General features: G+C 72.7%; 17 protein-coding genes and 1 tRNA gene. 11 read left to right on the forward strand and 7 right to left on the reverse strand.

Translation table 11 applies throughout. The features are described from left to right. Positions 1-26: 26 nt before the first annotated feature. The gene (gene mfd / locus DC008_RS14070) at positions 27-3,557 is read right to left on the reverse strand and encodes a transcription-repair coupling factor (RefSeq protein WP_108707281.1); all 3,531 of its coding nucleotides are present in this window, start codon (positions 3,555-3,557) and stop codon (positions 27-29) included. A 428-nt stretch (positions 3,558-3,985) separates the two neighbouring features. Between mfd and DC008_RS14075 the strand changes: the two genes are divergently transcribed. After that, positions 3,986-5,437: a DUF2079 domain-containing protein gene (locus DC008_RS14075; protein ID WP_108707282.1), complete on the forward strand. Its 1,452-nt coding sequence runs from the start codon at positions 3,986-3,988 to the stop codon at positions 5,435-5,437. A gap of 77 nt (positions 5,438-5,514) precedes the next feature. On the opposite strand, the gene DC008_RS14080 is transcribed toward DC008_RS14075, so the two are convergent. Beyond that, positions 5,515-8,085, reverse strand: coding sequence for an ABC transporter permease (locus tag DC008_RS14080; protein ID WP_108707283.1), 2,571 nt, complete (start codon positions 8,083-8,085; stop codon positions 5,515-5,517). Continuing rightward, positions 8,082-8,870 carry an ABC transporter ATP-binding protein gene (locus DC008_RS14085; RefSeq protein ID WP_108707284.1) on the reverse strand — a complete coding sequence of 263 codons (789 nt, stop codon included), beginning with the start codon at positions 8,868-8,870 and terminating at the stop codon, positions 8,082-8,084. The genes DC008_RS14080 and DC008_RS14085 overlap by 4 nt, the downstream gene beginning before the upstream one ends. A gap of 744 nt (positions 8,871-9,614) precedes the next feature. Here DC008_RS14085 and DC008_RS14095 point away from each other — a divergent pair. The 7 genes from DC008_RS14095 to DC008_RS14125 all read left to right on the forward strand — a co-directional run bounded on the left by DC008_RS14095 (position 9,615) and on the right by DC008_RS14125 (position 15,394). After that, the gene (locus tag DC008_RS14095; RefSeq protein ID WP_108707286.1) at positions 9,615-10,454 is read left to right on the forward strand and encodes a helix-turn-helix domain-containing protein; all 840 of its coding nucleotides are present in this window, start codon (positions 9,615-9,617) and stop codon (positions 10,452-10,454) included. Beyond that, positions 10,426-10,647, forward strand: a complete 222-nt coding sequence (locus tag DC008_RS14100) for a DUF397 domain-containing protein (RefSeq protein ID WP_108707287.1) — start codon at positions 10,426-10,428, stop codon at positions 10,645-10,647. Before DC008_RS14095 ends, DC008_RS14100 begins: the two co-directional genes overlap by 29 nt. Positions 10,648-10,691: 44 nt before the next feature. Then, the gene (locus tag DC008_RS14105) at positions 10,692-11,354 is read left to right on the forward strand and encodes a VanZ family protein (RefSeq protein WP_108707288.1); all 663 of its coding nucleotides are present in this window, start codon (positions 10,692-10,694) and stop codon (positions 11,352-11,354) included. Positions 11,355-11,363: 9 nt separating this feature from the next. After that, positions 11,364-12,044 (forward strand): response regulator transcription factor, encoded by a 681-nt coding sequence (locus DC008_RS14110; protein ID WP_108707289.1) that lies wholly within the window; start codon positions 11,364-11,366, stop codon positions 12,042-12,044. Further along, on the forward strand, positions 12,037-13,140 hold the full coding sequence (locus DC008_RS14115) for a sensor histidine kinase (RefSeq protein ID WP_108707290.1): 1,104 nt from the start codon (positions 12,037-12,039) through the stop codon (positions 13,138-13,140). Before DC008_RS14110 ends, DC008_RS14115 begins: the two co-directional genes overlap by 8 nt. A gap of 188 nt (positions 13,141-13,328) precedes the next feature. Next, the gene (locus DC008_RS14120) at positions 13,329-13,787 is read left to right on the forward strand and encodes a DUF485 domain-containing protein (protein WP_108707291.1); all 459 of its coding nucleotides are present in this window, start codon (positions 13,329-13,331) and stop codon (positions 13,785-13,787) included. Beyond that, complete coding sequence (locus DC008_RS14125; protein WP_108707292.1) at positions 13,784-15,394, forward strand: sodium/solute symporter; 1,611 nt, start codon at positions 13,784-13,786, stop codon at positions 15,392-15,394. The genes DC008_RS14120 and DC008_RS14125 overlap by 4 nt, the downstream gene beginning before the upstream one ends. Before the next feature lie 46 nt (positions 15,395-15,440). Here DC008_RS14125 and DC008_RS14130 read toward each other — a convergent pair whose 3' ends face one another. The 3 genes from DC008_RS14130 to DC008_RS14140 form a co-directional block, all read right to left on the reverse strand. Beyond that, positions 15,441-16,328, reverse strand: coding sequence for a coiled-coil domain-containing protein (locus DC008_RS14130; protein ID WP_108707293.1), 888 nt, complete (start codon positions 16,326-16,328; stop codon positions 15,441-15,443). 263 nt (positions 16,329-16,591) lie between these two features. After that, the gene (locus tag DC008_RS14135) at positions 16,592-19,213 is read right to left on the reverse strand and encodes an SUKH-4 family immunity protein (RefSeq protein WP_108710687.1); all 2,622 of its coding nucleotides are present in this window, start codon (positions 19,211-19,213) and stop codon (positions 16,592-16,594) included. A gap of 8 nt (positions 19,214-19,221) precedes the next feature. Further along, on the reverse strand, positions 19,222-20,247 hold the full coding sequence (locus DC008_RS14140) for an SMI1/KNR4 family protein (RefSeq protein WP_108707294.1): 1,026 nt from the start codon (positions 20,245-20,247) through the stop codon (positions 19,222-19,224). Between the two features lie 309 nt (positions 20,248-20,556). Here DC008_RS14140 and DC008_RS14145 point away from each other — a divergent pair, with 309 nt between their 5' ends. Both DC008_RS14145 and DC008_RS14150 read left to right on the forward strand, forming a co-directional pair. Next, a complete protein-coding gene (locus DC008_RS14145; RefSeq protein WP_055624834.1) occupies positions 20,557-21,081 on the forward strand; it encodes a YwqJ-related putative deaminase in 525 nt (174 codons plus the stop codon). Positions 21,082-21,171: 90 nt separating this feature from the next. Continuing rightward, positions 21,172-21,666 carry an SUKH-3 domain-containing protein gene (locus DC008_RS14150; RefSeq protein WP_108707295.1) on the forward strand — a complete coding sequence of 165 codons (495 nt, stop codon included), beginning with the start codon at positions 21,172-21,174 and terminating at the stop codon, positions 21,664-21,666. Positions 21,667-21,688: 22 nt separating this feature from the next. Here DC008_RS14150 and DC008_RS14155 read toward each other — a convergent pair whose 3' ends face one another. Beyond that, entirely contained in the window at positions 21,689-23,017 is a 1,329-nt protein-coding gene (locus DC008_RS14155; RefSeq protein WP_108707296.1) for a sensor histidine kinase, read from the reverse strand. Positions 23,018-23,171: 154 nt separating this feature from the next. On the opposite strand from DC008_RS14155, the gene DC008_RS14160 reads away from it, so the two are divergent. Beyond that, a tRNA-Gln gene (locus tag DC008_RS14160) sits at positions 23,172-23,242 on the forward strand. The last annotated feature ends 42 nt before the right edge of the window (positions 23,243-23,284 follow it).

The raw sequence follows: 23,284 nt of genomic DNA on the forward strand, positions 1-23,284 counted from the left end.
AGCCAGTCAGGCCGGATCCATCTGGGTCAGGACCCCAGCACCGAAGTGAGGAACTCCCCGACCCAGCCCAGCAACTCCCGCCCGACCAGCGGCTTTCCGCCGACCTTCGCGGTCTTCGGGCGCGGCACCAGCACCTGGTGCACCGACGGCTTGATGACCGTGCCCGGGTACAGCCGCTTGAGCCGCAGCTCCTGCGACTCGCGCAACTCCACCGGTGCGAACCGGATGTTGTTGCCCTGCAGCACGACCTCGCCGACGCCGCACGCACGCGCCAGCATCCGCAGCCCGGCCACCAGCAGAAGGTTCTCCACCGGCTCGGGCAACTTGCCGTAGCGGTCGACGAGTTCCTCGCGGACGGCCTTGACGTCCTCCTCCGTGTTGGCGGAGGCGATGGCGCGGTACGCCTGGAGGCGCAGCCGCTCGCCGGGCGCGTAGTCGTGCGGGACGTGCGCGTCGACGGGGAGCTCGATCTTGACCTCCAGCGGCGGCTCCTCCTCCACGCCGCCCTCCAGCGAGGCGCGGTAGTCGGCCACCGCCTCGCCGACCATGCGGACGTAGAGGTCGAAGCCGACGCCCGCGATGTGCCCGGACTGCTCGCCGCCCAGCAGGTTTCCGGCGCCGCGGATCTCCAGGTCCTTCATGGCCACGTACATGCCCGCGCCCATCTCGGTGTGCTGGGCGATGGTGGCGAGCCGTTCGTGCGCGGTCTCCGTGAGCGGCTTCTCCGGCGGGTACAGGAAGTAGGCGTAGCCGCGCTCGCGGCCCCGGCCGACGCGGCCGCGCAGCTGGTGCAGCTGGGAGAGGCCGAAGTTGTCGCCGCGCTCCACGATCAGGGTGTTGGCGTTGGAGATGTCGATGCCGGACTCGACGATCGTCGTGGAGACGAGGACGTCGAACTTCTTCTCCCAGAAGTCGACCACGACCTGCTCCAGCGCCTGCTCCGACATCTGCCCGTGGGCGGTCGCGATCCGCGCCTCGGGGACGATCTCGCGCAGCCGGGCGGCGGCCCGGTCGATCGACTCGACGCGGTTGTGGATGTAGAAGACCTGGCCCTCGCGCAGCAGCTCACGGCGGATCGCCGCGCCGATCTGCTTCTCCTCGTACGGTCCGACGAAGGTGAGCACCGGGTGCCGCTCCTCCGGCGGGGTGGTGATCGTGGACATCTCGCGGATGCCGGTGACCGCCATCTCCAGCGTTCTCGGGATCGGGGTCGCGGACATCGTCAGGACGTCGACGTTGGCGCGCAGCTTCTTCAGCTGCTCCTTGTGCTCGACGCCGAAGCGCTGCTCCTCGTCGACGATGACCAGACCGAGGTCCTTGAACTTGGTCTCGGACGAGAACAGCCGGTGGGTGCCGATGACGACGTCCACCGAACCGTCGCGCAGCCCCTCCAGGACCGCCCTCGCCTCCGTGTCGGTCTGGAAGCGGGACAGCGCGCGCACGTTGACCGGGAACTGCGAGTAGCGCTCGGAGAACGTGCCGAAGTGTTGCTGGACCAGCAGGGTCGTCGGCACGAGCACGGCGACCTGCTTGCCGTCCTGGACCGCCTTGAAGGCGGCGCGCACCGCGATCTCCGTCTTGCCGTAGCCGACGTCGCCGCAGATCAGGCGGTCCATCGGGACCGACTTCTCCATGTCCTCCTTGACCTCGGCGATCGTCGTCAGCTGGTCCGGGGTCTCGGCGTACGGGAAGGCGTCCTCAAGCTCGCGCTGCCACGGGGTGTCGCCGCCGAAGGCGTGGCCCGGCGCGGCCATGCGCGCGCTGTACAGCTTGATCAGGTCGGCCGCGATCTCCTTCACGGCCTTCTTCGCGCGGGCCTTCGTCTTCGTCCAGTCGGCGCCGCCGAGGCGGTGCAGGGTGGGCGCCTCGCCGCCGACGTACTTGGTGATCTGCTCCAGCTGGTCGGTGGGGATGTAGAGCCGGTCGCCGGGCTGGCCGCGCTTGGCGGGGGCGTACTCCACGACCAGGTACTCGCGGGTCGCGCCCTGCACGGTGCGCTGCACCATCTCGATGTACCGGCCGACGCCGTGCTGCTCGTGGACGATGTAGTCGCCCGCCTCCAGGGTGAGCGGGTCGATGGTCTTGCGGCGGCGGGCCGGCATCCGGGCGCCCTCGCGGCCGGCCGCCTTCTGCCCGGTCAGGTCGGTCTCGGTGAGGACGGCCAGGCCGAGCGCGGGGTCCACGAAGCCGTAGTCGATACAGCCGCAGGCGACGTGCACGACGGACGGGGAGATCTCGTCCAGGTCGATGGTCAGACGGGCCGGGACGCCCTCGCCGCCGAGCACCTCGACGGTGCGGGCCGCCGGGCCGTGGCCCTCGGTCACGAAGACCGTGCGCCAGCCGTCGGCGAGCCAGCCCTTGGTGTCGGCCAGCGCCTTCGCGGTGTCGCCGCGGTAGGCCTCGGGGGCGCGCATGCCCAGCTTGAGGGTGTCCGCGTCGAGCTCGTCGTCGGCGGCGAACGGCGACACCGACCACCACATCATGTCCAGCTCGCGGGCCCGGTCGCGGACGTCCGCGATGGACCACAGGGAGGCCGCGCCGACGTCGATGGGGGCCTCGCCACCGCCCGCGGTGGCCGCCCAGGACGCCTGCAGGAACTCCTGCGAGGTCGCCACCAGGTCGGCGGCGCGGGTGCGGACCCGCTCGGGGTCGGCGACGACGGCCATGGACCCCTTGGGCAGGACGTCGAGCAGCAGCTCCATGTCGTCGACGAGGACCGGCGCCAGGGACTCCATGCCCTCGACGGCGATGCCCTCGGCGATCTTGCCGAGCAGCTCGCCCAGCTCCGGGTGCTGCTCGGCGAGCACGCGCGCCCGCTCGCGCACCTCGTCGGTGAGCAGCAGCTCGCGGCAGGGCGGCGCCCACAGGCCGTGCTCGGCGACCTCCAGAGAGCGCTGGTCGGCGACCTTGAAGTACCGGATCTCCTCGACGTCGTCGCCCCAGAACTCGATGCGCAGGGGGTGTTCCTCGGTGGGCGGGAAGACGTCGAGGATGCCGCCGCGCACGGCGAACTCGCCGCGCTTCTCGACGAGCTCCACGCGCGCGTAGGCGGCGGCCGCGAGGGCGTCCACCACGGCGTTCAGATCGGCGGTCTGACCGCTGCGCAGCGCGACGGGCTCCAGGTCGCCGAGGCCCTTGACCTGCGGCTGGAGGACGGAGCGCACGGGGGCCACCACCACGGAGACCGGTCCGGTCTCCGGGTCGTCGGGCCGGGGGTGGGCGAGCCGGCGCAGCACGGCCAGGCGGCGGCCCACGGTGTCGCTGCGGGGGCTGAGGCGCTCGTGGGGCAGGGTCTCCCAGGAGGGGTACTCCACGACGCCCTGCTCGGGCAGCAGGGAGCGCAGCGCCGCCGCGAGGTCCTCGGCCTCCCGGCCGGTCGCGGTGACGGCGAGGACGGTGCGGCCGGACTCGCGCGCGAGGGCCGCGATCGCGAAGGGGCGGGCCGCCGGGGGGCCGACCAGGTCGACGTGCATGCGGTTGCCGTCCGCGGCCGCCGTGATCGCTTCCGCCAGGGCGGTGTCCTTGACTACGGCGTCGAGCAGACCGTGCAGACTCATGGAGGGCGCTTTCCGTCCAAAGGGATGGGCAACACGAAGGGCCCGACACGTTGGGACGGGCCGGGTGTTCCAGCGTACGTCGCCACAGACCCGGACGTCGGAGCCTGTGGACAACCCACGATCACCCCGCGGGCTCCGGACGCGAGGGCCTGTGGACAACCCCGCCCACCCCACCCGACCCGGGACACGGGAGCCCGCGCACACCCCGCGCCCACCCCACCCGACCGGGACACCGCAGCCCGCGGACAAACCCACGATCACCCCGCGGCCCGACCCCGGTCGCCGGACCCCGCGCACAACCCACGCCACCCCACCCACCCCCGGACACCGGATCCGGTGCACACCCCACGACCACCCCACCCCCCGGCGGGCAATCCCACCCCGCCCCACCCCCCGGCCCCCCTCCCCCGTCCACGTAAAGTCCCCCCATGCCCACCCGTGCCGCCGCCTCGAACCAGGACGCCTCCTCGGACCCCGCGATAGCCGTAACCGGCCCGCGTGCCGGGGAGTCGCCGGTGCCCGGAGCGGGCCGGTGGGACGCCTGGGTGCTGGCCGGTGTGCTGTTCGCCGGGTACGCGATCGTCTCCGTGGGGCGGTACCGCCATCTGGGGCAGCGCTCGTGGGACCTCGGCATCTTCGAGCAGGTCGTGCGCTCCTACGCGCACCTCCAGGCGCCGGTCGCCGATCTGAAGGGCCCGGGGTTCAACATCCTCGGTGACCACTTCAGCCCGGTGACCGTGCTCCTTGCACCGCTCTACCGGCTGTTCCCGTCCTCCGTCACCCTGCTCGTCGCGCAGGCGGCGCTGTTCGCGCTGTCCGCCGTCCCGGTCGCCCGGGCCGCCGCCCGGCTGCTGGGCCGCGGGCGCGGGCTGGCGGTCGGCGTCTCGTACGGGCTGTCCTGGGGCATCCAGGAGGCCGTCGACTTCGACTTCCACGAGATCTGCTTCGCGGTGCCGCTGATCGCCTTCGCGCTGGAGGCGCTGCTGGCCCGGCGCTGGCGGGCCGCCCTGCTGTGGGCGCTGCCGCTGGTCCTCGTGAAGGAGGACCTGGGGTTCACGCTGAGCGCCCTCGCCGTGGTCGTCGCCTGGCGGGCGCGCGGCACCTCCCCGCGCGCGGCCCGGTACGCGGCCGGTGTCGCCGTGTTCGGTGCCGTCGCCGTCGCCCTCACCCTGCTGGTGCTGATACCGGCGTTCAACTCGGCGGGCTCCTACGACTACTGGAACAAGGTGGGCGAATCGGGCGGCGGGGGGCCGCTGGACGGTCTGGACACCAAGCTCCGCACCCTCGGCTGGATCCTGATCCCGACGACCGGGCTGCTCGCCCTGCGCTCCCCACTGCTGCTGGTGGCGCTGCCCACCGTCGGCTGGCGGTTCGTGTCCTCCTACCCGCAGTACTGGGGGACGGACTGGCACTACAGCGCCGTCCTGATGCCGGTCGTCGCGCTCGCCCTCGTCGACGCCGTGCACACCGCCCGAAACAGCCCGCTGCCGTGGCTCAGGTCGTACGCCCAGCACCTTCCGGCCGCCGTCGCGGGCGCCTCCCTGGCGCTGACGACCTCGCTGCCGCTGGCCGCCGTGACCGAGACCGAGATCTACCGCAAGCCGGAGCGGGTCACCGCGATCGAGCGGCTGCTCGACACCGTCCCGGACGGCGCGTCCGTCGAGGCGAACATCGCCCCGATCAGCCGGCTCACCTCGCGCTGCCGGGTGTTCTGGGTCAGCAACACCCAGGGCGTCGAGCCGGACTACATCGCCCTGGACAACTCGCGCAAGCGCCACCGCGACGTCGAGGCCTACGCCGGACGTCTGCATCCCGGTGTCCGGTACACCGTCCGGGGCACGGCCTACGGGGTCGTCCTGCTGGAGCGGCAGGGCGGCTGACGGGTCGGACGCGGCCCGGCCCGGAGGGTGTGTCCCTCCGGGCCGGGCCCGTCCCCCGCAACCCCCGTGTGCGGTGGCTACTCGGTCGCGATGGCGTTGAGGACGTTCATCCGGCCCGCCCGGAACGCCGGGACGAGGGCGGCGAACAGTCCCACGAAGGCCGATCCGACGAACACCCCGGCGATCGTCGGCCACGGGATGTCGAGGACGTTCAGGCCCTCCAGGGCGAGCAGCCGCTGGGCGGTCGCGCCCCAGCCCATGCCCAGTCCGAGGCCCAGCAGGGCGCCGAAGAGGGCGATCACCACGGACTCCATGCGGATCATGCGGCGCAGCTGCCGGCGGGAGAGGCCGATGGCGCGCAGCAGGCCGATCTCCCGGGTCCGCTCGACCACCGAGAGGGCCAGGGTGTTCACCACACCGAGGACGGCCACGATGATCGCCAGGGCCAGCAGGCCGTAGACCATGTTCAGGAGCTGGCCGACCTGGTCCTTCAGCTCCTCCTTGTAGTCGGTCTGGTCGCGGACCTGGTACTGCGGGTACGGGTCGAGCGCCTTCTTCAGGGCCGCGTAGGCGGCGTCCTGCTTGCCGTCCTCCGCCTTGGCGAACATGATCACGTTCTGCGGGATCCGGTCCGCCGGCACGTACTTCCGGAGCGTGTCGATGCTCAGGTAGCGGGCGCCCTGGTCGATGGAGGTGTCGTCGTCCGTGACGGCGGCGACCTTCAGCTTCGCGGTCTCGCCACCCTTGAAGGCGACGGTGACGGTGTCGCCGACGTGCACGCCGTGCTTCTTGGCGTAGTCGCTGCCGACCGACATGGCGTCCTTGCCGTACGCGGCGGCGAGGTTGCCCTCGGTCGTCGTCCGGCGCAGGTCCTCGGCGTACGTCGGGTCGGCGGCCGTGACCCCGGAGTCGTCGGTCTTGCCGTCCGGCGAGGTCAGGGTGGCGTCGACGCTCTTGTAGTGGGTGACGTGGGCGAGGCCGGGCGTGTCCTCCATGGCCTTCTCCGCCTGCGACACGATCCGCTGCTGCTGGCTCATCACGATGAAGTCCGCGCCGACCGACTTGTCGAGCTCGCTCGTCGCCGAGGCGACCATCGAGGAGCCGACCACCGACAGGCACGCCACCAGGGCGAGGCCGATCATCAGGGCGGCGCCGGTGGCGCCGGTGCGGCGCGGGTTGCGCAGGGCGTTGCGCTCGGCCATCCGGCCCACGGGACCGAACGCCCGCAGCAGCACCGCGCTGATCACCCGGACCACACCGCCCGCGAGGAGCGGGCCGATGACGACGAAGCCGATCAGGGACAGCACCACACCGCCGCCCAGCATCAGCGCGCCGTCGCTCGCCTTGTCGGCGGTGGCCGCCAGGTAGAGGGCGGCCGCGCCGGCGCCGGTGAGCACCAGGCCGATCAGGCCCCGCACCCGGCCGGCCCGGCCGTCGGCCGGGGTGCCGGCGTCGCGGAGGGCGGCCATCGGGGAGACCTTCCCGGCGCGGCGGGCCGGCAGATAGGCGGCCAGCACCGTCACCACGACACCGAGGATCAGGCCGATCACCGGTGTCGACGTCTTCACGGTGAGGTCGTCGGTGGACAGGCTCATACCGGCCATCGACATCAGCTTCATCAGGCCGATGGCGATCCCGACGCCCGCGCCGATCCCGAGGACGGACCCGACGAAGCCGAGCAGCAGCGCCTCCACCAGCACCGACCGGTTGACCTGGCGGCGCGAGGAGCCGATGGCCCGCATCAGGCCGATCTCCCGGGTGCGCTGGGCGACCAGCATCGAGAAGGTGTTGATGATCAGGAAGATGCCCACCAGGAACGCGATCCCGGCGAAGCCGAGCATGGCGTACTTGATGATGTCCATGAACTCGCCGACGTCCTTGCGGTTCTCGTCGGCGTTCTCCTTGGCCGTCTGGATCTTGTACGAGCCGTCCAGGGCCTGGGCCACGTTCTTCTTGAGCTGGGTGTCGCTCACGCCGTCCGCGGCGGTGACGGAGACCTGGGTGAACCGGCCGGTGGCGCCGAGCAGGGCGCGCTGGCTGGTCTCGGTGTCGAAGTAGACGACGGCCGCGCCCGGGTTGGTGACCTTCCAGGAGGCGATGCCGACGATGTTCGCGCGGATGTCGCCGGTGGCGGCGATGGTGCGCAGTTCGTCGCCGAGCTCCAGGTCGTGCTTGTCGGCGGTGTCGGCGTCGACCATGACCTCGGTGGGCCCGCGCGGGGCGTGCCCGGAGGTGATCTCCATGGACCGCAGGTCGTTCTCGGTCCAGTTGCCGGCGATGGTGGGCGCCCCGGTGGACGACCCCATGTTCTTGTTGTCGGCGTCCACGACGGTCACGTTCAGCGAACTGATCGCGCCCTCCGCCTTCTTGACGCCCTCGATCGACGCGACCTGCTCGACGACCGACGCGGGCAGCGAGCGCGGCCGGCCGGTGCCGGAGCCGTCGTCCTCGTCCTCGGCCTCCTTGGGGCTGACGCTGACGTCGGAGGAGGTCACCGCGAAGAGCTTGTCGAAGGTGGTGTTCATCGTGTCGGTGAACACGAGCGTGCCGCACACGAACGCCACGGACAGCAGGACCGCCACCGCGGACAGCGCCATCCGCCCCTTGTGCGCGAAGAAGTTGCGCAGCGAGGTCTTCACGACGGTCATGACGTGCGCCCCCGGGCGTCGAAGTCCTTCATCCGGTCCAGGACGGCCTCGGCCGTCGGCTTGTACATCTCGTCGACGATGCGTCCGTCGGCGAGGTACAGCACCCGGTCCGCGTAGGAGGCGGCGACCGGGTCGTGGGTGACCATCACGATGGTCTGGCCCAGCTCGTCCACGGACGTGCGCAGGAAGCCGAGGACTTCGGCGCCGGCGCGCGAGTCCAGGTTTCCGGTGGGCTCGTCACCGAAGATGATCTCGGGCCGGGCGGCGAGGGCGCGGGCCACCGCGACACGCTGCTGCTGACCGCCGGAGAGCTGGGTCGGCCGGTGCTTGAGCCGGTCGGACAGGCCCACGGTGTCGACGACCCGCCCCAGCCACGCCTTGTCCGGCTTGCGGCCGGCGATGTCCATCGGCAGCGTGATGTTCTCCAGGGCGTTCAGCGTGGGCAGCAGGTTGAACGCCTGGAAGATGAACCCGATGCGATCGCGCCGCAGTTGGGTGAGCTTCTTGTCCTTCAGACCGGTGATCTCGGTCTCGTCGAGGTAGATCTGCCCGCTGGTGACGGTGTCGAGCCCGGCGAGGCAGTGCATCAGGGTGGACTTGCCGGAGCCCGAGGGCCCCATGATCGCGGTGAACTGCCCGCGGGCGATGTCCACGTCCACATGGTCCAGGGCGACGACGCGGGTCTCCCCCGACCCGTACGCCTTCACGACCTGCCGCGCCCGCGCGGCAACGGCCGTACGCCCTCCAGTACCCCCGTGCCTGGGAATGGTCACAGCCGATGTCACGGTATGTCTCCTAAGTCGGTTCAGCAGGCGCGTCACGCCATGTCGTCACGGCGTTCAGTCTCGTGTCGGAAGAGGGTCCGGCGCGCTGGTGCCCGGCCCCGTCTTGTGCGGGGGAAAACCCCACCCCCGCCGGTTCGGTCCGCCACCCCCCGGCGGCGTAAAGCCAGGTTAAGGACGCGGCCCCCGCCGTCTCGTCCTCCGCCGGTACCAACCCTCCCCGAGACCTGGTACGGAGGTACCCCTAGGGGCTGTCCCCCCTGGGGTGGAGGCCGAGTCAGGGTCGCTGCGCCCTTCGGCCCACCCAGCCTCCACCCTCCCGCCGCGTGAGGGTCAAGCAGGAAGCCCCCGGCGAACGGAAGCCGAGAGATCAGGGACGGCGGACGGCGACCTCGGGGTAGGCCGGTGAGGGCCCGTGGCACCGAGTCGCCCCCCGCGTCCTACCCGCGACGTACACAGCGGGGGCACCGGCAGGGCGGGAAGCGGCCGGCGAGGTCGAACGGCGTGTCCTTCCGCGACGGCTGGTACGTCACCGTGGGTCCCCACGTCCGCCCGCCGTCCCGGGAGACCCGCAGCGTGAGCGCGGGCCCCGGCACCTCGTCGAACGGGTCTTTCTGCTGCTCAGCCTGGTCCACGTGACCGCCTTTCACTTTCCGTGTCGTCTCCCGCACACAGTGACGTCACCGTGGGTACGCTCGGAAGGTGGCTCAGCGTGACAACGCAGTCCGCACGAAGGGGAGTTGCCGGGTGGCCATCGAGGACAACCCGCGTTCGCGGGAGCAGTACGGGGCGGAACTGAAGCGGCGCCGGGAGGCGGCGGGCCTGACCCAGGAGGAGCTGAGCCAGCGTGCGGTGATGTCGCGCACGCACATCGCACATATCGAGGGCGGGCGACGCAGACCGGACGTCGAGGACGCCCGCCGCCTCGACCAGGTGCTGGGGACCGACGGCTTCTTCGAGAACTTCCTGCCGGTGCTGGACGGTCGCAAAGTCGCCGAACACTTCAAGGGTGCCGCCGAGTTCGAGGGGCAGGCCATCGAGATCCGGCTGTACGCACCGAAGTTGGTGCCGGGCATCCTCCAGACACCCGCGTACGCGCGCGAGGTGCTCAGTTCCGGCTCCACACCGAGGAGCGACGAGCAACGTGACGCGCTGCTTGTCACACGTCTCCAGCGCGGGCGCATCCTCGACGACCCCGCCACTCCGACCGTATGGGCCATGTTCGACGAGGCCGTGCTGCGGCGGCCGATCGGCGGGCCCTCTGTGATGGCGGAACAGCTCCGGCACGTCCTGACCCTCGCGGAGACCCACCGGATCCGAGTGCACGTCCTGCCCTTCTCGGCCGGGTACCACGCCCTGCTCGAAGGCTTCGTCTCCCTCATGTGGTTCGAGGACATGCCTCCCGTCGCCTACGTGGAGGGCCTGCGCACCGGCCGCGTCTGGGAACTCCCGTCCGTGGTACGCGAATGCCAGGTGGCCTACGATCAGGCGCTGGGCGACGCCTTGTCGCACCGGGCATCTCTGGCGCTCCTCAGGTCTGCCGCGGAGGATTACGAAGATGAAGCGCGACGAGTACCGCATCCCTGACGCCTCGGTCCTGACGTCGTGGCGCAAGTCCTCCTACAGCGGCGGGGACAGCGGCGACTGCCTCGAAGTCGCCGACGCACCGCACCCCACGGTCCCCGTGCGCGACAGCAAGCACCCCACCGGCCCCGCCCTCCTCTTCTCCGCGCCCGCCTGGACCGCGTTCGTCGGCGCCGTATATCGCGGGCGTATGTAGAACCGCGTACGCCGACGCAACAGCCCGGCCCCTGTCATGGAGGCATGACCCGCAAGCTCTTCCCTCTCGGCGCGGCCGTGCTCGGCGTGGCGGCCGTCCTGTTCCTTCTGCGGCGGCCGCTGACGATGACCGCACCCACCTGCCTGGCAGGGCGGTGGCACGGCTGCTACGACACGTTCAACGGCGTGGTGCTGATGACCCTGGTCACGGTGCCGTTGGCCGTCCTGGTGGCGTACGCCCTGGCGTGGCGGCGCCAGAAGCGCGGGGTCCCGGCGGCGTGGCGGCTCTCGCTGGCCGAGGTCGGCATGGTGCACGGCACGGTGCCGTTCGTCTGGCTGGTCCTCATGCCCGGCGCGGCGGCGGGACAGGTCCCCGGCCGGGTCAGCCTCGTACCGCTGCGGGACCTGGTCACGATGGGCCCGCTCGGGATCACCGGCAATCTGCTCGTCTTCGCGGCCCTCGGCTTCTTCGCGCCGATGCGGTTCGCGGCGCCGGCGTCCGTGCCACGGGTGCTGGCGCTCGGGGCGGCCTGTTCGGTCCTGGTCGAGACGGCGCAGTACGTGCTGCGCCTGGACCGTGTGTCGTCGGTGGACGACGTCCTGGTGAACGCGGCCGGTGCCGCGCTCGCCGCACTGGCGTCCCGCCGCTGGTGGCGCGTCCCGGCGCGGCCGTCCTCGCATACGCCGGCGGTACACACCGCTGCCTAGGCTGCGGACATGCGCGTACTGATCGTGGAGGACGAGCCGTATCTCGCCGAGGCCGTGCGGGACGGGCTGCGGCTGGAGGCGATCGCGGCCGACATCGCCGGGGACGGCGACACGGCCCTGGAGCTGCTGAGCGTCCACTCCTACGACATCGCGGTCCTCGACCGTGACATCCCCGGCCCGTCCGGCGACGAGGTCGCCCGGCACATCGTGGCGTCCGGCAGCGGCATCCCGATCCTCATGCTGACCGCCGCCGACCGGATCGACGACAAGGCGTCCGGCTTCGAGCTGGGCGCCGACGACTACCTCACCAAGCCGTTCGACCTGCGGGAACTCGTACTGCGGCTACGGGCCCTGGACCGCAGGCGCGCGCACGCCCGGCCTCCGGTGCGGGAGATCGCGGGGCTGCGCCTCGACCCGTTCCGCCGGGAGGTGTTCCGGGACGGACGCCATGTGGCGCTGACCCGCAAGCAGTTCGCCGTGCTGGAGGTGCTGGTGAACGCCGAGGGAGGGGTCGTCGGCGCGGAGGAGCTGCTGGAGCGGGCCTGGGACGAGAACGCCGACCCGTTCACCAACGCCGTCCGCATCACCGTGTCCGCCCTGCGCAAACGGCTGGGCGAGCCATGGGTCATCGCCACGGTCCCCGGCGTCGGCTACCGCATCGACACCGGCGGGGACGACGACCGTGCCTAGGCGCCCCGGTCCGAGCACCCGGCTGAAGCTCACCCTCAGCTATGCCGGGGTCGTCCTCGTCACCGGGGCGGTCCTGCTGGCGGTGGTCTGGCTGTTCCTGCTGCGCTACGTGCCGGACAACTCGCAGGGACTCCTGGGGATCTCGCCCAACCGGTATCTGCTGTCGCGGGTCTTCGGGCGCGCGGCGGCCGTCACGATGGGCGTGCTGCTCGTGCTCGGTCTCGGCGGCGGGTGGATCCTCGCCGGGCGGATGCTCGCGCCGCTCACCCGGATCACGGCCGCCGCCCGGACCGCCGGGAGCGGGTCGCTGTCGCACCGGATCCGTCTGGAGGGCCGCCAGGACGAGTTCCGGGAGCTGGCCGACGCCTTCGACGGCATGCTGGAGCGGCTGGAGTCGCATGTGGCGGAGCAGCAGAGGTTCGCCGCGAACGCCTCGCACGAACTGCGCACCCCGCTGGCCATCTCGCAGGCCATGCTCGACGTGGCCCGGCGGGACCCGGACGGCGACCACGACGAGGTCTTCGCACGCCTCCAGGCCGTCAACTCCCGCGCGATCGACCTGACGGAGGCTCTGCTGCTGCTCGGCCGCAGCGACCGGGGGAACTTCGCCCGGGCGAGCGTCGATCTGTCCCTGCTCGCCGAGGAGGCCGCCGAAGTGCTGCTGCCCCGGGCCGAGGAGCGCGGGATCACCCTGGACGTCGCCGGCGGGGCGGCCCCGGTCGCCGGTTCGGCGGAGCTGCTGCTGCGGATGGTGACGAACCTCGTCCAGAACGCCGTCGTGCACAACCTCCCCGAGGGCGGCACCGTCACCGTACGGACCGGGACCCTCGGGGACGTGAGCGAGCTGCGGGTGGAGAACACCGGCCCGCCGGTGCCGCCGGATCTCGTGCCGACGCTGACCGAGCCGTTCCGGCGCGGCAGCGAACGCGTCCGCACGGACGAGCACGCCGGTGCCGGCCTGGGCCTCGCCATCGTGCAGAGCGTCGTACGCGCGCACGGCGGGAGCCTGGACCTCGCGCCGCGCGACGGCGGCGGCCTGACCGTGACGGTGCGACAGCCGAGGACAGAACGGACATCCGCCGGTCAGACAGCGTAAAAGTCTGAGTTAACGACGGTAACACCCCAGGTCAGACACGGCTTGATAGCGATCCCGCATACCGACCAATCAGTTTGCAGAAACCCTCGCGTTCACCCGTACTCCGAAGTAACGTGCGTGGCTCGCCCACCCCCCCCACCTCCCTGCGGTCCGCCGCACCGGACCCGAGCCACGCAAGGAGTACTGGGATGTCCTCCCCGTATGAGCCGTACCAACCCCACACGTCCCACCCGCCACCACCGCCCCACGCCACCTACCCGTGGCAGGCGGCCTTCCCGGCCGAGCCGGCCGAGCCGCCGCGCCACCGCACCCCCGAGAACCCGCCGCTCGGGAACCACAGCGACCTGCGGGTCCTGCGGACCGCCTACCGGCTGCAGCGCCGCGTGGCGACCCTCACCGCCCTCGGCTACTTCCTGCTGTTCCTGACCCTGTCCGCCTTCGCGCCCGGCTTCATGGGCGAGGAGTTCGCCCCCGGCCTGCCCACCGGTCTGCTGCTGGCCCTGCTCCAGCTGCCGGTGACCTGGCTGGCGATCGGCCTGTACGAACACACCGCCCGCCGCTACGTCGACCCGATCGCCGACCGCATCCGCCGGCAGTCCCAGGTCGACGCCAAGCGTGACGCCGGGCAGAGGGGGGCCGGACGATGACGGACTTCGGCGGAGACTCCCAGGCGATGTCCCTGGTCGCGTTCTGCGCGGTCGCCACCATCACCCTGCTGCTGTGTGTGATGACCGGCCCCGACCGGGACGACCTCGACGAGTTCTACACCGGCTACAGCTCCCTGTCGCCGATGCGCAACGGCCTCGCGATCGGCGGCGACTACATCAGCGCCGCGACCGTCCTCGGCACCACCGGCGTGATCGCCCTGTGCGGCTACGACGGCATCGTGCTGGCCCTGAGCACGGCCCTGTCGCTGATGCTGCTGATGTTCCTGCTGGCCGAACCGCTGCGCAACGCGGGTCGGTTCACCATGGGCGACGCCCTCGCCCGCCGGATGCCCGGCCGGGCCGTACGGATCGCCGCGTGCGCGGTCACCCTGGCCGCGCTGCTGCCGCTGATGCTGGTGCAGCTCGCCGGGACGGGCCAGCTGCTGGCGTTCATCCTCGGCTTCTCCGGCGACTCCCTGGAGACCGGCTGCATCATCGGCCTGGGCGTGCTGATGATCAGCTACGCGGCGATCGGCGGCATGAAGGGCACCGCCCTCATCCAGATCCTCAAGCTCGTCATGCTGCTCGGCTCGGGATCCGTCGTCGCCCTGCTCATCCTGAACCGCTTCGACTGGGACCCGGGCGCGCTGTTCGGCGCGGCCGCCGCGCAGAGCGGCGTCGGCCCGTCGTTCCTCAACTCCGGACTGCAGTTCGCGGGCAGCCCGTACCCGCGGATCGACATGATCACCTCGCAGCTCGCCGTCGTGCTCGGCGGCGGCGTCCTGCCCCACATCACCATGCGCATGTACACGGCCACCGGGGCCCGCCAGGTCCGCCGGTCGATGTCCTGGGCGGTGTCCAGCGTCGCCCTGTTCGTGCTGGTGATCACGGTGGTCGGGTTCGGCGCGACCGCGCTGATCGGCCGCGAGGTCATCGCCGGGGCCGACCCGCAGGGCAACACCGCGTTCCTGCTCGGCACCCGGGCCGTCTTCGGCATCGAGGTCTCGTACGCGGAGACGATGCTGTTCACGGCCGTCACCACGGCGATCTTCCTGACGGTGCTCGCCTCGGTGGCCGGCATGATCCTCGCCTGCGCCAACTCCCTGGCGCACGACCTGTTCGCGGCCCGCTCGCAACGGCTGTCCACGCGGCGGGAGATGACCGCGGCCCGGTTGTCGGCGCTCGCCGTCGGCGGCGTGGCGATCGTGCTGGCGACGATGGTCCAGCACCGCAGTCTGCAGCCCCTCGTCACGCTGTCGTTCACGCTGGGCGCCTCCGCCATCGCGCCCGCGCTCGTCTACAGCCTCTTCTGGCGCCGGTACACCCGCACCGGACTGCTGTGGACGCTGATCGGCGGCACCGTCGTCGTGCTGCTGCTGATGCCGGGCACCAACCTGGTCTCCGGCTCGCCCGTCGCGGCGTTCCCCGAGGCCGACTTCAACTGGTTCCCGTTCACCACACCGGGGCTGGTGTCGATCCCCGCCGGGTTCGCCCTCGGCTACCTCGGGACGGTCCTGTCGGGCCGCGGGAAGTCCGACGACCAGCGACGGCAGTACGAGGCCGTCGAGGGCTGGATCCTCGCCGGAGCCGTCCGCCGGGGCAACTGACCGCGTACGACCGGGGGCCCGTCACCGATATGCCGGTGACGGGCCCTCACTCCTGCGCCACCTGCCCGGTCAGCGCCGTCAGGCTGTTGCGCATCTGCCCGATGTGGGCGCGCACGGCGTCCCAGGTGTCGCTGTGCTCGCGCAGCACCCGCTCCGTCTCCAGGGCGATCTCCTCGGCCCGCCGCCGCGCCGCCGCGACCAGCTCCTCGGCATGGGTGCGGGCCTCCTCCTCCAGCCGCCGCGCCGACGCCTCCGCGTCCGCGAACACCTCGGTCGCCTCGGCCAGCGCCGCCTCCGCCCGCGTCGCCCGCTCCCGCTCCGCCGTCTCCTGGGCCGCCAGCTGCTCCTCGGCCTCCCGCTCGGCCCGCGTCCACTTCCTGTCGTGCCGCTCCGCCTGGTCGGCCAGCATCCCCACGGTGCGCTGCCGCGCCTCCCGCAACGCGCCCAGCGCGCCCTTGCGTTCCTCGCGCACCTCGCGCCGGGCCGTCACCCGGATCTCGTCCGCCTCGGTGCGGGCCGCCAGCAGCCGCTCCCCGGCGAACCCCTCCGCCTCGGCGGTCACCGCGTCGGCGTGCGTCCGCGCCGCCTCCCGGACCCCGTCCGCCCACTCCTGCGCCTCGTCCATCAGGCGCCGGGCCTCCTTGCGCGCCTCCCCGCGCACGGCCGCCGCCTCCTGCTCGACCAGCTCGAAGATCCGGCGCGCCCGCTCACCGAGGGTCTCGTACGTCTGGGGGACGAGCCGCGCCACCTCCTCGCGCAGCCGCTCCGCCTCCGTCTCCATCTCCCTGGCCAGCACGGTGAGCCGGGCGGCCCGCTCCCAGGCGGCGTCACGGTCGCGGGAGAGGGCGTCGACGAAGGCGTCGACCTGGTCGGGACGGTAGCCGCGCCCTCGTACGACCACGAAGTCGTACAGCGGGACCGGTGCGCCACTCATCTCGGAACCCCTCTCCACCGGACGGACAGGAAAATGATGATTTAGCGCACATCTTGAAGTATCAGGCGTAAGTGGGCATAACGCGACACTCCGCGTACGGGAGCGGGCGGGCGGCGCGAAGAGCGACGAACAGCGCACACGAAAGGGGCCGACCCCGGTCTCACCACCGGGATCGGCCCCTTCCCGCACCCGGCTACCCTCGACGGCAGCCGGGTGACATCACGTCACACACCCTCCCCGACCGGACGAACGTCCGTGCGAGGTCAGAGCAGTCCGTCCCACATCTGTTCCAGCAGCACCGACCACCAGCTCTCCGGCGAACCCAGCGCCGCCGGGTCCAGCGCCGCGAGCTGCGCCTGGAAGTCGACAGTCCAGCGGCCCGCCTGCTCCTGGTTCAGACCGAACCGCAGCCGCCACATCCGGCCCAGCAGGGCGAGGCAGCGCTGGAACTCGGGCAGCCCCGTGTTCACGAACTGCGGCGGCACGGGCGCACCGCCCGGCCCGGCCTCCACGGGCACGGCCACGATGTGTGCCGTTCCGTACTGCACACACAGCGCCCTGCCGAAGTCGCTGCCCATCACCAGGTAGGAGCCCGCGTCCGACGCGGGCTGCACCCCGCGCTCCTGCGCCAGCTCCGCCAGCGTCGGCACGGGCCGCCCCGGCTTCGCCTGCGCCCAGAAGAACGGGCCCATGTCCAGCGGCAGACCGCCCACGACCAGGCTGTGCGCCACGATCGGCGGGACGCCCTGCCGGGACACCGCGGCCTGCTCGAACCGGAAGATCCCCGGCCCGAACGCCCCGGCGAGTTCCTGCGCGACCCCCTCCGGGGGGATCGGCGGCACCGGCTGCACCTGCGGCAGCGGGGCCCGCACCGGCGCCGGCCGCGCCGGACCGTCCGCCACCTGGTGCAACTCACCCTGATGGGCCAGCAGTTGCCGCATGCCCTGCTGGCGGCTCGCGTGATCCGTGCCGTACGGCGCGATCGACGTGATCCGCGCCTGCGGCCACTGCTCCCGGATCATCCGCGCGCAGTAGGCGCCCGGCAGCTCGCACGACTCCAGCTCGGTGTGCAGCTCCAGCACCTGGTCCGGCGGCACGTTCATGGCGCGCAGCTCGTGGAAGATCTGCCACTCCGGGTGCGGGGTGCCCGGCGCGGAACGCCGGATCAGCTGCTGCTCCGAGCCGTCCTGGGCGCGGTAGCGCAGCACGGCCTGGTAGCCGGGGCCGACGGTCGGCTGACCGGTGGGCTGCTGCGGATAGCCGTACGCGGGCGGCTGCCCCGGACCCGGCGCCATGGCACCGGGGGGCACGGCACCGGGAGGCACGGCACCGGGGGGCATGGGCTGCGGGGCGCCCGGAGGCACACCGGGGCCGGGCTGACCGACGGGTCCGGGAGGGCCGGAGGGTCCGGGATGCCCGAGGGGGCCGGGAGGGCCGACGGGGCCGGCCGGTCCGGTGGGCACGCCGGGAGCGCCGGGAGCGCCGGGAGCGTTCGGGACACTCGGGGCGGGCGGCGGCGGGGGCACGCCGGGGCCCGCGACGGGCGGCGCGGACAGCACGGTCTCCGCGTGGTGCACGCCACCGGGGCCGCCACCCGGAAGACCGGGAGCACCGGGTGCGCCGGGGGGCTGCGGAGCGCCGGGCATGCCGGGGGCGCCCGGGGCTCCGGGCGGGGCCGGCGGACCGGGCGGCTGCGGGGTGCCGGGAGCACCGGGGGCGCCGGGGGGCGCGGGCATGCCGGGGGCACCCGGGGCGCCGGGCGGCGCCGGAGGCTGCGGGCCGGGGTTGGCCAGCATGGTGGCGGCATGGTGCACCCCACCCGGGGGCGTCCCACCGGGCGTGCCGGGGGCACCGGGCGGAGCCGGCACACCCGGGGCGCCGGGCGCGCCAGGAGGACTCGGGACCCCAGGCGGGTTCGGGGCACCGGGCGGCGGCGGAACGCCGGGGCCGCCCTCCGGCCCGTCCGGACCGAGCGACGACACCAGCTGCGTCGGCACATACCCGCCGGCCGGGGCGCTGCCCGCACCCGGCGCACCGGGCGCGCCCGGCGGCGGAGGCGGCGTCGCGCCACCCGTCCCGCGCGGCGGCGCCTTGCTGGTCGCCGCGTCCGCGATGTCCCCGGCGCTCGGCGGCTGCGGATACCCGTACGACGGGGGCGCGGGCGGAGGCGTCGGCGTACCCGCGCCCTGCGGATAGCCGTACGACGGCGGACCGGACGGCGTGTCCGGGCCGTCCACGGCCGGCTCGACCGCCGTCCGCGGCAGCCCGCTGCCGCCCGCCATCAGCGCCGTCTCGGCGTCCGGCGGTGTCGCCGTGTCGTCACCGCTGAGCGGCGGCGCGAACACCGTCTCCGGCAGCGGCACCGAACGGTCCTCGCCCGCGTCCGCGTTGGTGTCCGTACCCGCCCACGGCGTCGCCCCCTCGGGCACCGCCGCCGGCACCGCGTCCCGCGGCTCGTCCACCGGCTCCGCGTCGCGCGGTGCGGCGTCCTCCGGCTGCCGGCGGTCCGGCACACCCATCCGGTCGGCAGCCTCCTGCAGCCACTCCGGCGGCGTCAGCAGGAACGACGTCTGGTTCAGATCCACCCGCGCCGCGGGCGCCGGCACCGGTTCCGCGGCCGCGTCGTCACGGCCGTACTCCTCCTCGTACCGGCGGATCACCTCGCCCACCGGCAGCGACGGCCACAGCGTGGCCTCCCCGCTGTCCCGGGCGATCACCAGCCGCTGTGCGCCACCGTCCGACCGGGGCCCGTCCGCGCGGTCCTCGGCCCACACCACGAAGCCCAGCCCGAACTCCCGGACCCGCACCTCACGATGCTGGTACGACGGCACATCGCCGTTGATCCACTCCTCGGCGCGCTCCTGCGCCTGTGCGAACGTCACCATCGCGAAGCTCACTCCCCCGCAGCCGCGGCCTCGACAGGCACCGCACGCGCGAACCCACCGTCCACCATCAGATTCGCCACCGTGTCCAGCTCCGGCGGAGAGCCCGCCAGCCGGGACAGGAACGCGTCGAAGTCCTCACCGCACGGCAGCAGCAGCCGCTCCACGCGCTCCGCCACCGACCACGACGGATCCACGTCCCGCGCGTCGTCGTAGGCCGAGAACCACACCGAGCCGATCCGCTCGCCCTTCACCTTCACGGCCAGCAGCCCGCCCTGCACGAACCCCACACACAGGTAGTCCTTGGTGAGATGGTCCCGCAGGCACTTGTTCGCATAGACCAGGTCGTTGACCGCCGCCTCGTCCCGGACCGTGAAGAACGGCTGGTCGATCAGCAGCCCCAACTCCGCGTCCAGCGCCGTCCCCACCGGGGCACAGCCGCCCGCGGCCTTCAGGAACGACCGGTACGCGCCCGGCAGCCGGTAGCCGAGGTCCTCCTCAACGCCCAGCGCCTGCGCCTCCGTCACCGCCACGCCCGACTTCGGCAGCCGGAAGTGCGCCGGCCGCGTCTCCTGCAACGGGCGCGTGCCGCGCTTGAGCTGGTCCACGCCCGACGTCGCGATCCCGCCGTGATGCCGCAGCAGCGCCTTCACCTCGACCGGGACCAGCTCCAGCCGCCGCGAGCCCACCACGTGGTGCCACGTCCAGCCGTGCGGCGTCGCCACCGCCGGCACCGTGTCCCACAACGCGTGCCCCGACGCCGCCAGCGCCGCGTTCGCCGACACGTAGTCCGTCAGCCGCAGTTCGTCGACACCGAAACCCTCCGGCGGCTCCGCGATCTCCGCCGCCGCCCGCGCGTACGGCGAGAAGTCGGGGTAACCCCGCTCGTCCACCCGCACCCCTCTGGGGTGCCGGGCCGCCCGCACCGGGTCGGGAAAATGCACGACCTGCCCGGCGTAGGCCGCGTTCGGCGGCGCGGCGTGTCCCCCGGCCTGGCGGCCGGGAGGATCCCCCAGCCCGAGCCGACCTGTCGTCATGGCGGTAGCCCCCTGCGGCGTTCTGACCCGGGCCCGCCATGACCACACACGGTCACAACGCCCCGAATCGACTGACTCGTCTGCGTCCACGCGTCACCGCATGGAAAGCGGTGGCGACAGCCTATGCGGTACGACGACCACGGTCACCGGCACAGGGGACAGCCCCCCTCACCGCCGTGACAAGGCGTCACCCCACCGTGACAGCCCGCCCCGACACGGGCGTGTCGCGTCGCCCCAGCTTCCGCACCCGCCACGCCATTTGGCACTCTGTGACGTCCGAGAGCATGCCCGGGGGATGCTCAGGAGGGGATGATGACCATGAACGCGACACAGACCGACCCGCACTCAGGCAGGTCCGGCGACCCCCGCATCGGATGGAGCGCCGACGGCACCCCGTACACACCGCCCCTCCTGCACCGCCGCGACGGCATACTCCCCACCGTCGCCGCCGCCCTCTCCGTACGCGGCGCCACCCTCACCGGCACCGCCGCCCGGGGCGACCAGCCCCCCGCCCTGCACCACCTGGTCCAGGACTTCCTCGACACCCTCACCAGCAACGAACGGGACCGCTTCACCGGACGCTGCGCCGAGACCATCCTCATCTCGCGGCACATCGCCGCCGCCGACACGGCCCGCAGCAAACGCGCCTCCCGCAAACCCATGACGAACGGCGAAGCGCGCAAAGCCCTCAAGCAGGCCAAGCTCACCACCCGCCGGATCCGCGAGGACGGCGATCCGCTGCACGGCAGCTTCGTCACCCCCTGCCGCGCCTGCACCGCCCTCAGCGCCCACTTCGGCGTCCGCATCGTCGACCCCACGCCGCCCGCCGACTGAGCCCCCAGCCCGCACGACCCGCACACCGCCGCGCGCGCCCGGACCCCGACCCCCCACCCGGCCCCGGCACACTCGACGAACGAAGAGCCGATGCACACCGACCGCACCTCGACCACCCGCTTCCCCGTGCCCGTCGACGCCGCCCTGCGCGCCGCCGGCTGGCAGCCCGGGCGCTGGGACATCAAGCAAGCCGAGATCTGGGCCGACACCCTGCGCGACCACACCTCGCCCGCCGGGCACCGCCACACCGTCTTCCCCGCCGCCGTCGAGGCCTGGGCCGAGTTCGGCGGCCTGCACATCACCCCGGCCGGACCCGGACGGCAGATCGCCCCCGCCGCCCTCCACCTCGACCCCCTGCACGGCCTGCACATGGCCCGCACCCTCGGCGACCTCGGCCGCGCCCTCGACACCGACGTCAGCCCCCTCGGCACCGAGACCGGCACCGACTCCCTGCTCGCCATCGACAGCGAGGGCCGGGTCTACGCCCTCGACCACACCGGAGACTGGTACCTCGGCGCCGACATCGACCAGGCCCTCGCCGGACTCGTCACCGGCCTCGAACCCGCCCGTCTCACCGCGCCCTGAACCCGCCGCGGTCACACCGCGGTCACGCCGCGGGGATCACCGCCGACACCCGGAAGCCCCCCGCGTCCGTCGGCCCCGACACGAACACCCCGCCCAGCGCCGACACCCGCTCCTTCATCCCCACCAGACCGTTGCCGCCCGACGGCAGACGCGCGGACGACGCCGACGACGCCTCCGGCGGCGGCTCGTTCTCCACCTGCATCGCGATCTCCGACACCCGGTGCGCGAGGCGCACATACGTCTTCGCGCCCGCCGCGTGCTTGTGGACGTTCGTCAGCGCCTCCTGCACCACCCGGTACGCCGTCTGCTCCACCTCCGGCGCGTACTCCCTGGACTCCCCCTCGACCGACAGATCGACGACCATCCCCGCCGCCGCCGACTGCCCCACCAGCTCGTCCAGCTCCGACAGGCACGGCCCCTCGGCGACCGGCTCCTCCGCCCGCTCCCGGTCGGCGGCCACCGCCGCGGCGACCCCCACCGCCGCCAACGGCACCACCGCGCCCCGCGAGGCGTTCGCCGACGCCACACCGCTGCGCAGCACCCCGAGCATCTCCCGCAGCTCCGTCAGCGCCTGCCGGCCCATGTCCCCCACCAGCGCGGCATTGCGCACGGCCTTCTCCGGGTCCTTGCGCGCCACCGCCTGCAACGCCGCCGCGTGCACCACCATCAGGCTCACCCGGTGCGCGACGACGTCGTGCATCTCCCGCGCGATCCGCGTCCGCTCCTCGTTGCGCGCCCACTCGGCGCGCTCCTCCGCCCGCTCCGCGAGCAGCTGGAGCTCCCGCTCCAGGCTGTCCGCCCGCTCCCGCAGGCTCTCCATGAGCCGGCGCCGGGCCCCCACGTACAGGCCGAGCAGCAGCGACGGCGCCGTCAGCCCGATCGCCGTCGTCAACGAAGCGAAGGGCACCACCCAGTCGCCCCACGTCAGATTCCCCCGCGCCACGTCCTGGCGGACCCACACGAACGTCACGATCAGTGTGCCGACGAACGACATCCCCGCCAGCGACGCGATGATCCGGCGCGGCAGCTCCGAGGCGGCCAGGGTGTACAGGCCGACGATGCTCAGCAGGAAGCCCATCTGCGCCGGCAGCACCGCGATCGACACCAGCACCACCGCGATCGGCCACCGGCGGCGCAGCAGCAGCACCGAGCCCGCCAGCGCCCCGAACACCACCCCGACCGGCACCGGCAGCCCCGCGTCCCGCGCGAACCCGACGCCCTCGAACGCGCACTCCACCGCGGACGCGCCGGCCAGCGTCCCGTCCAGCACGGCGCCACGCGCCCTGCTCCACCACCACGGCCCACCCCCCGGCGGCGGGTCCCCGGCGTGCTCTTCCCCCGTCCTGGTCATGCCTCCAGCCTACGGGCGCACCCCCACCCATTTCCGTCGACTTTCCCGGACCGTCCCGAGCAGCGCGGACTTGTATCGTCGCGTCGAAGGCTGCTGGTACGGCATAGTAGGAGCCGTCCGATCGGACGATCTACTGAATCGGACATCCAGCCCATCCCGGGTCGTCTAAGGGCAAGACGTCAGATTTTGGTTCTGATCATGGGGGTTCGAGTCCTCCCCCGGGAGCACATCTTCGGTTCGGGCCCCACCTGGCAGCGTCCACGGTCG

Source organism: Streptomyces nigra, assembly GCF_003074055.1.
Taxonomy (GTDB): domain Bacteria; phylum Actinomycetota; class Actinomycetes; order Streptomycetales; family Streptomycetaceae; genus Streptomyces; species Streptomyces nigra.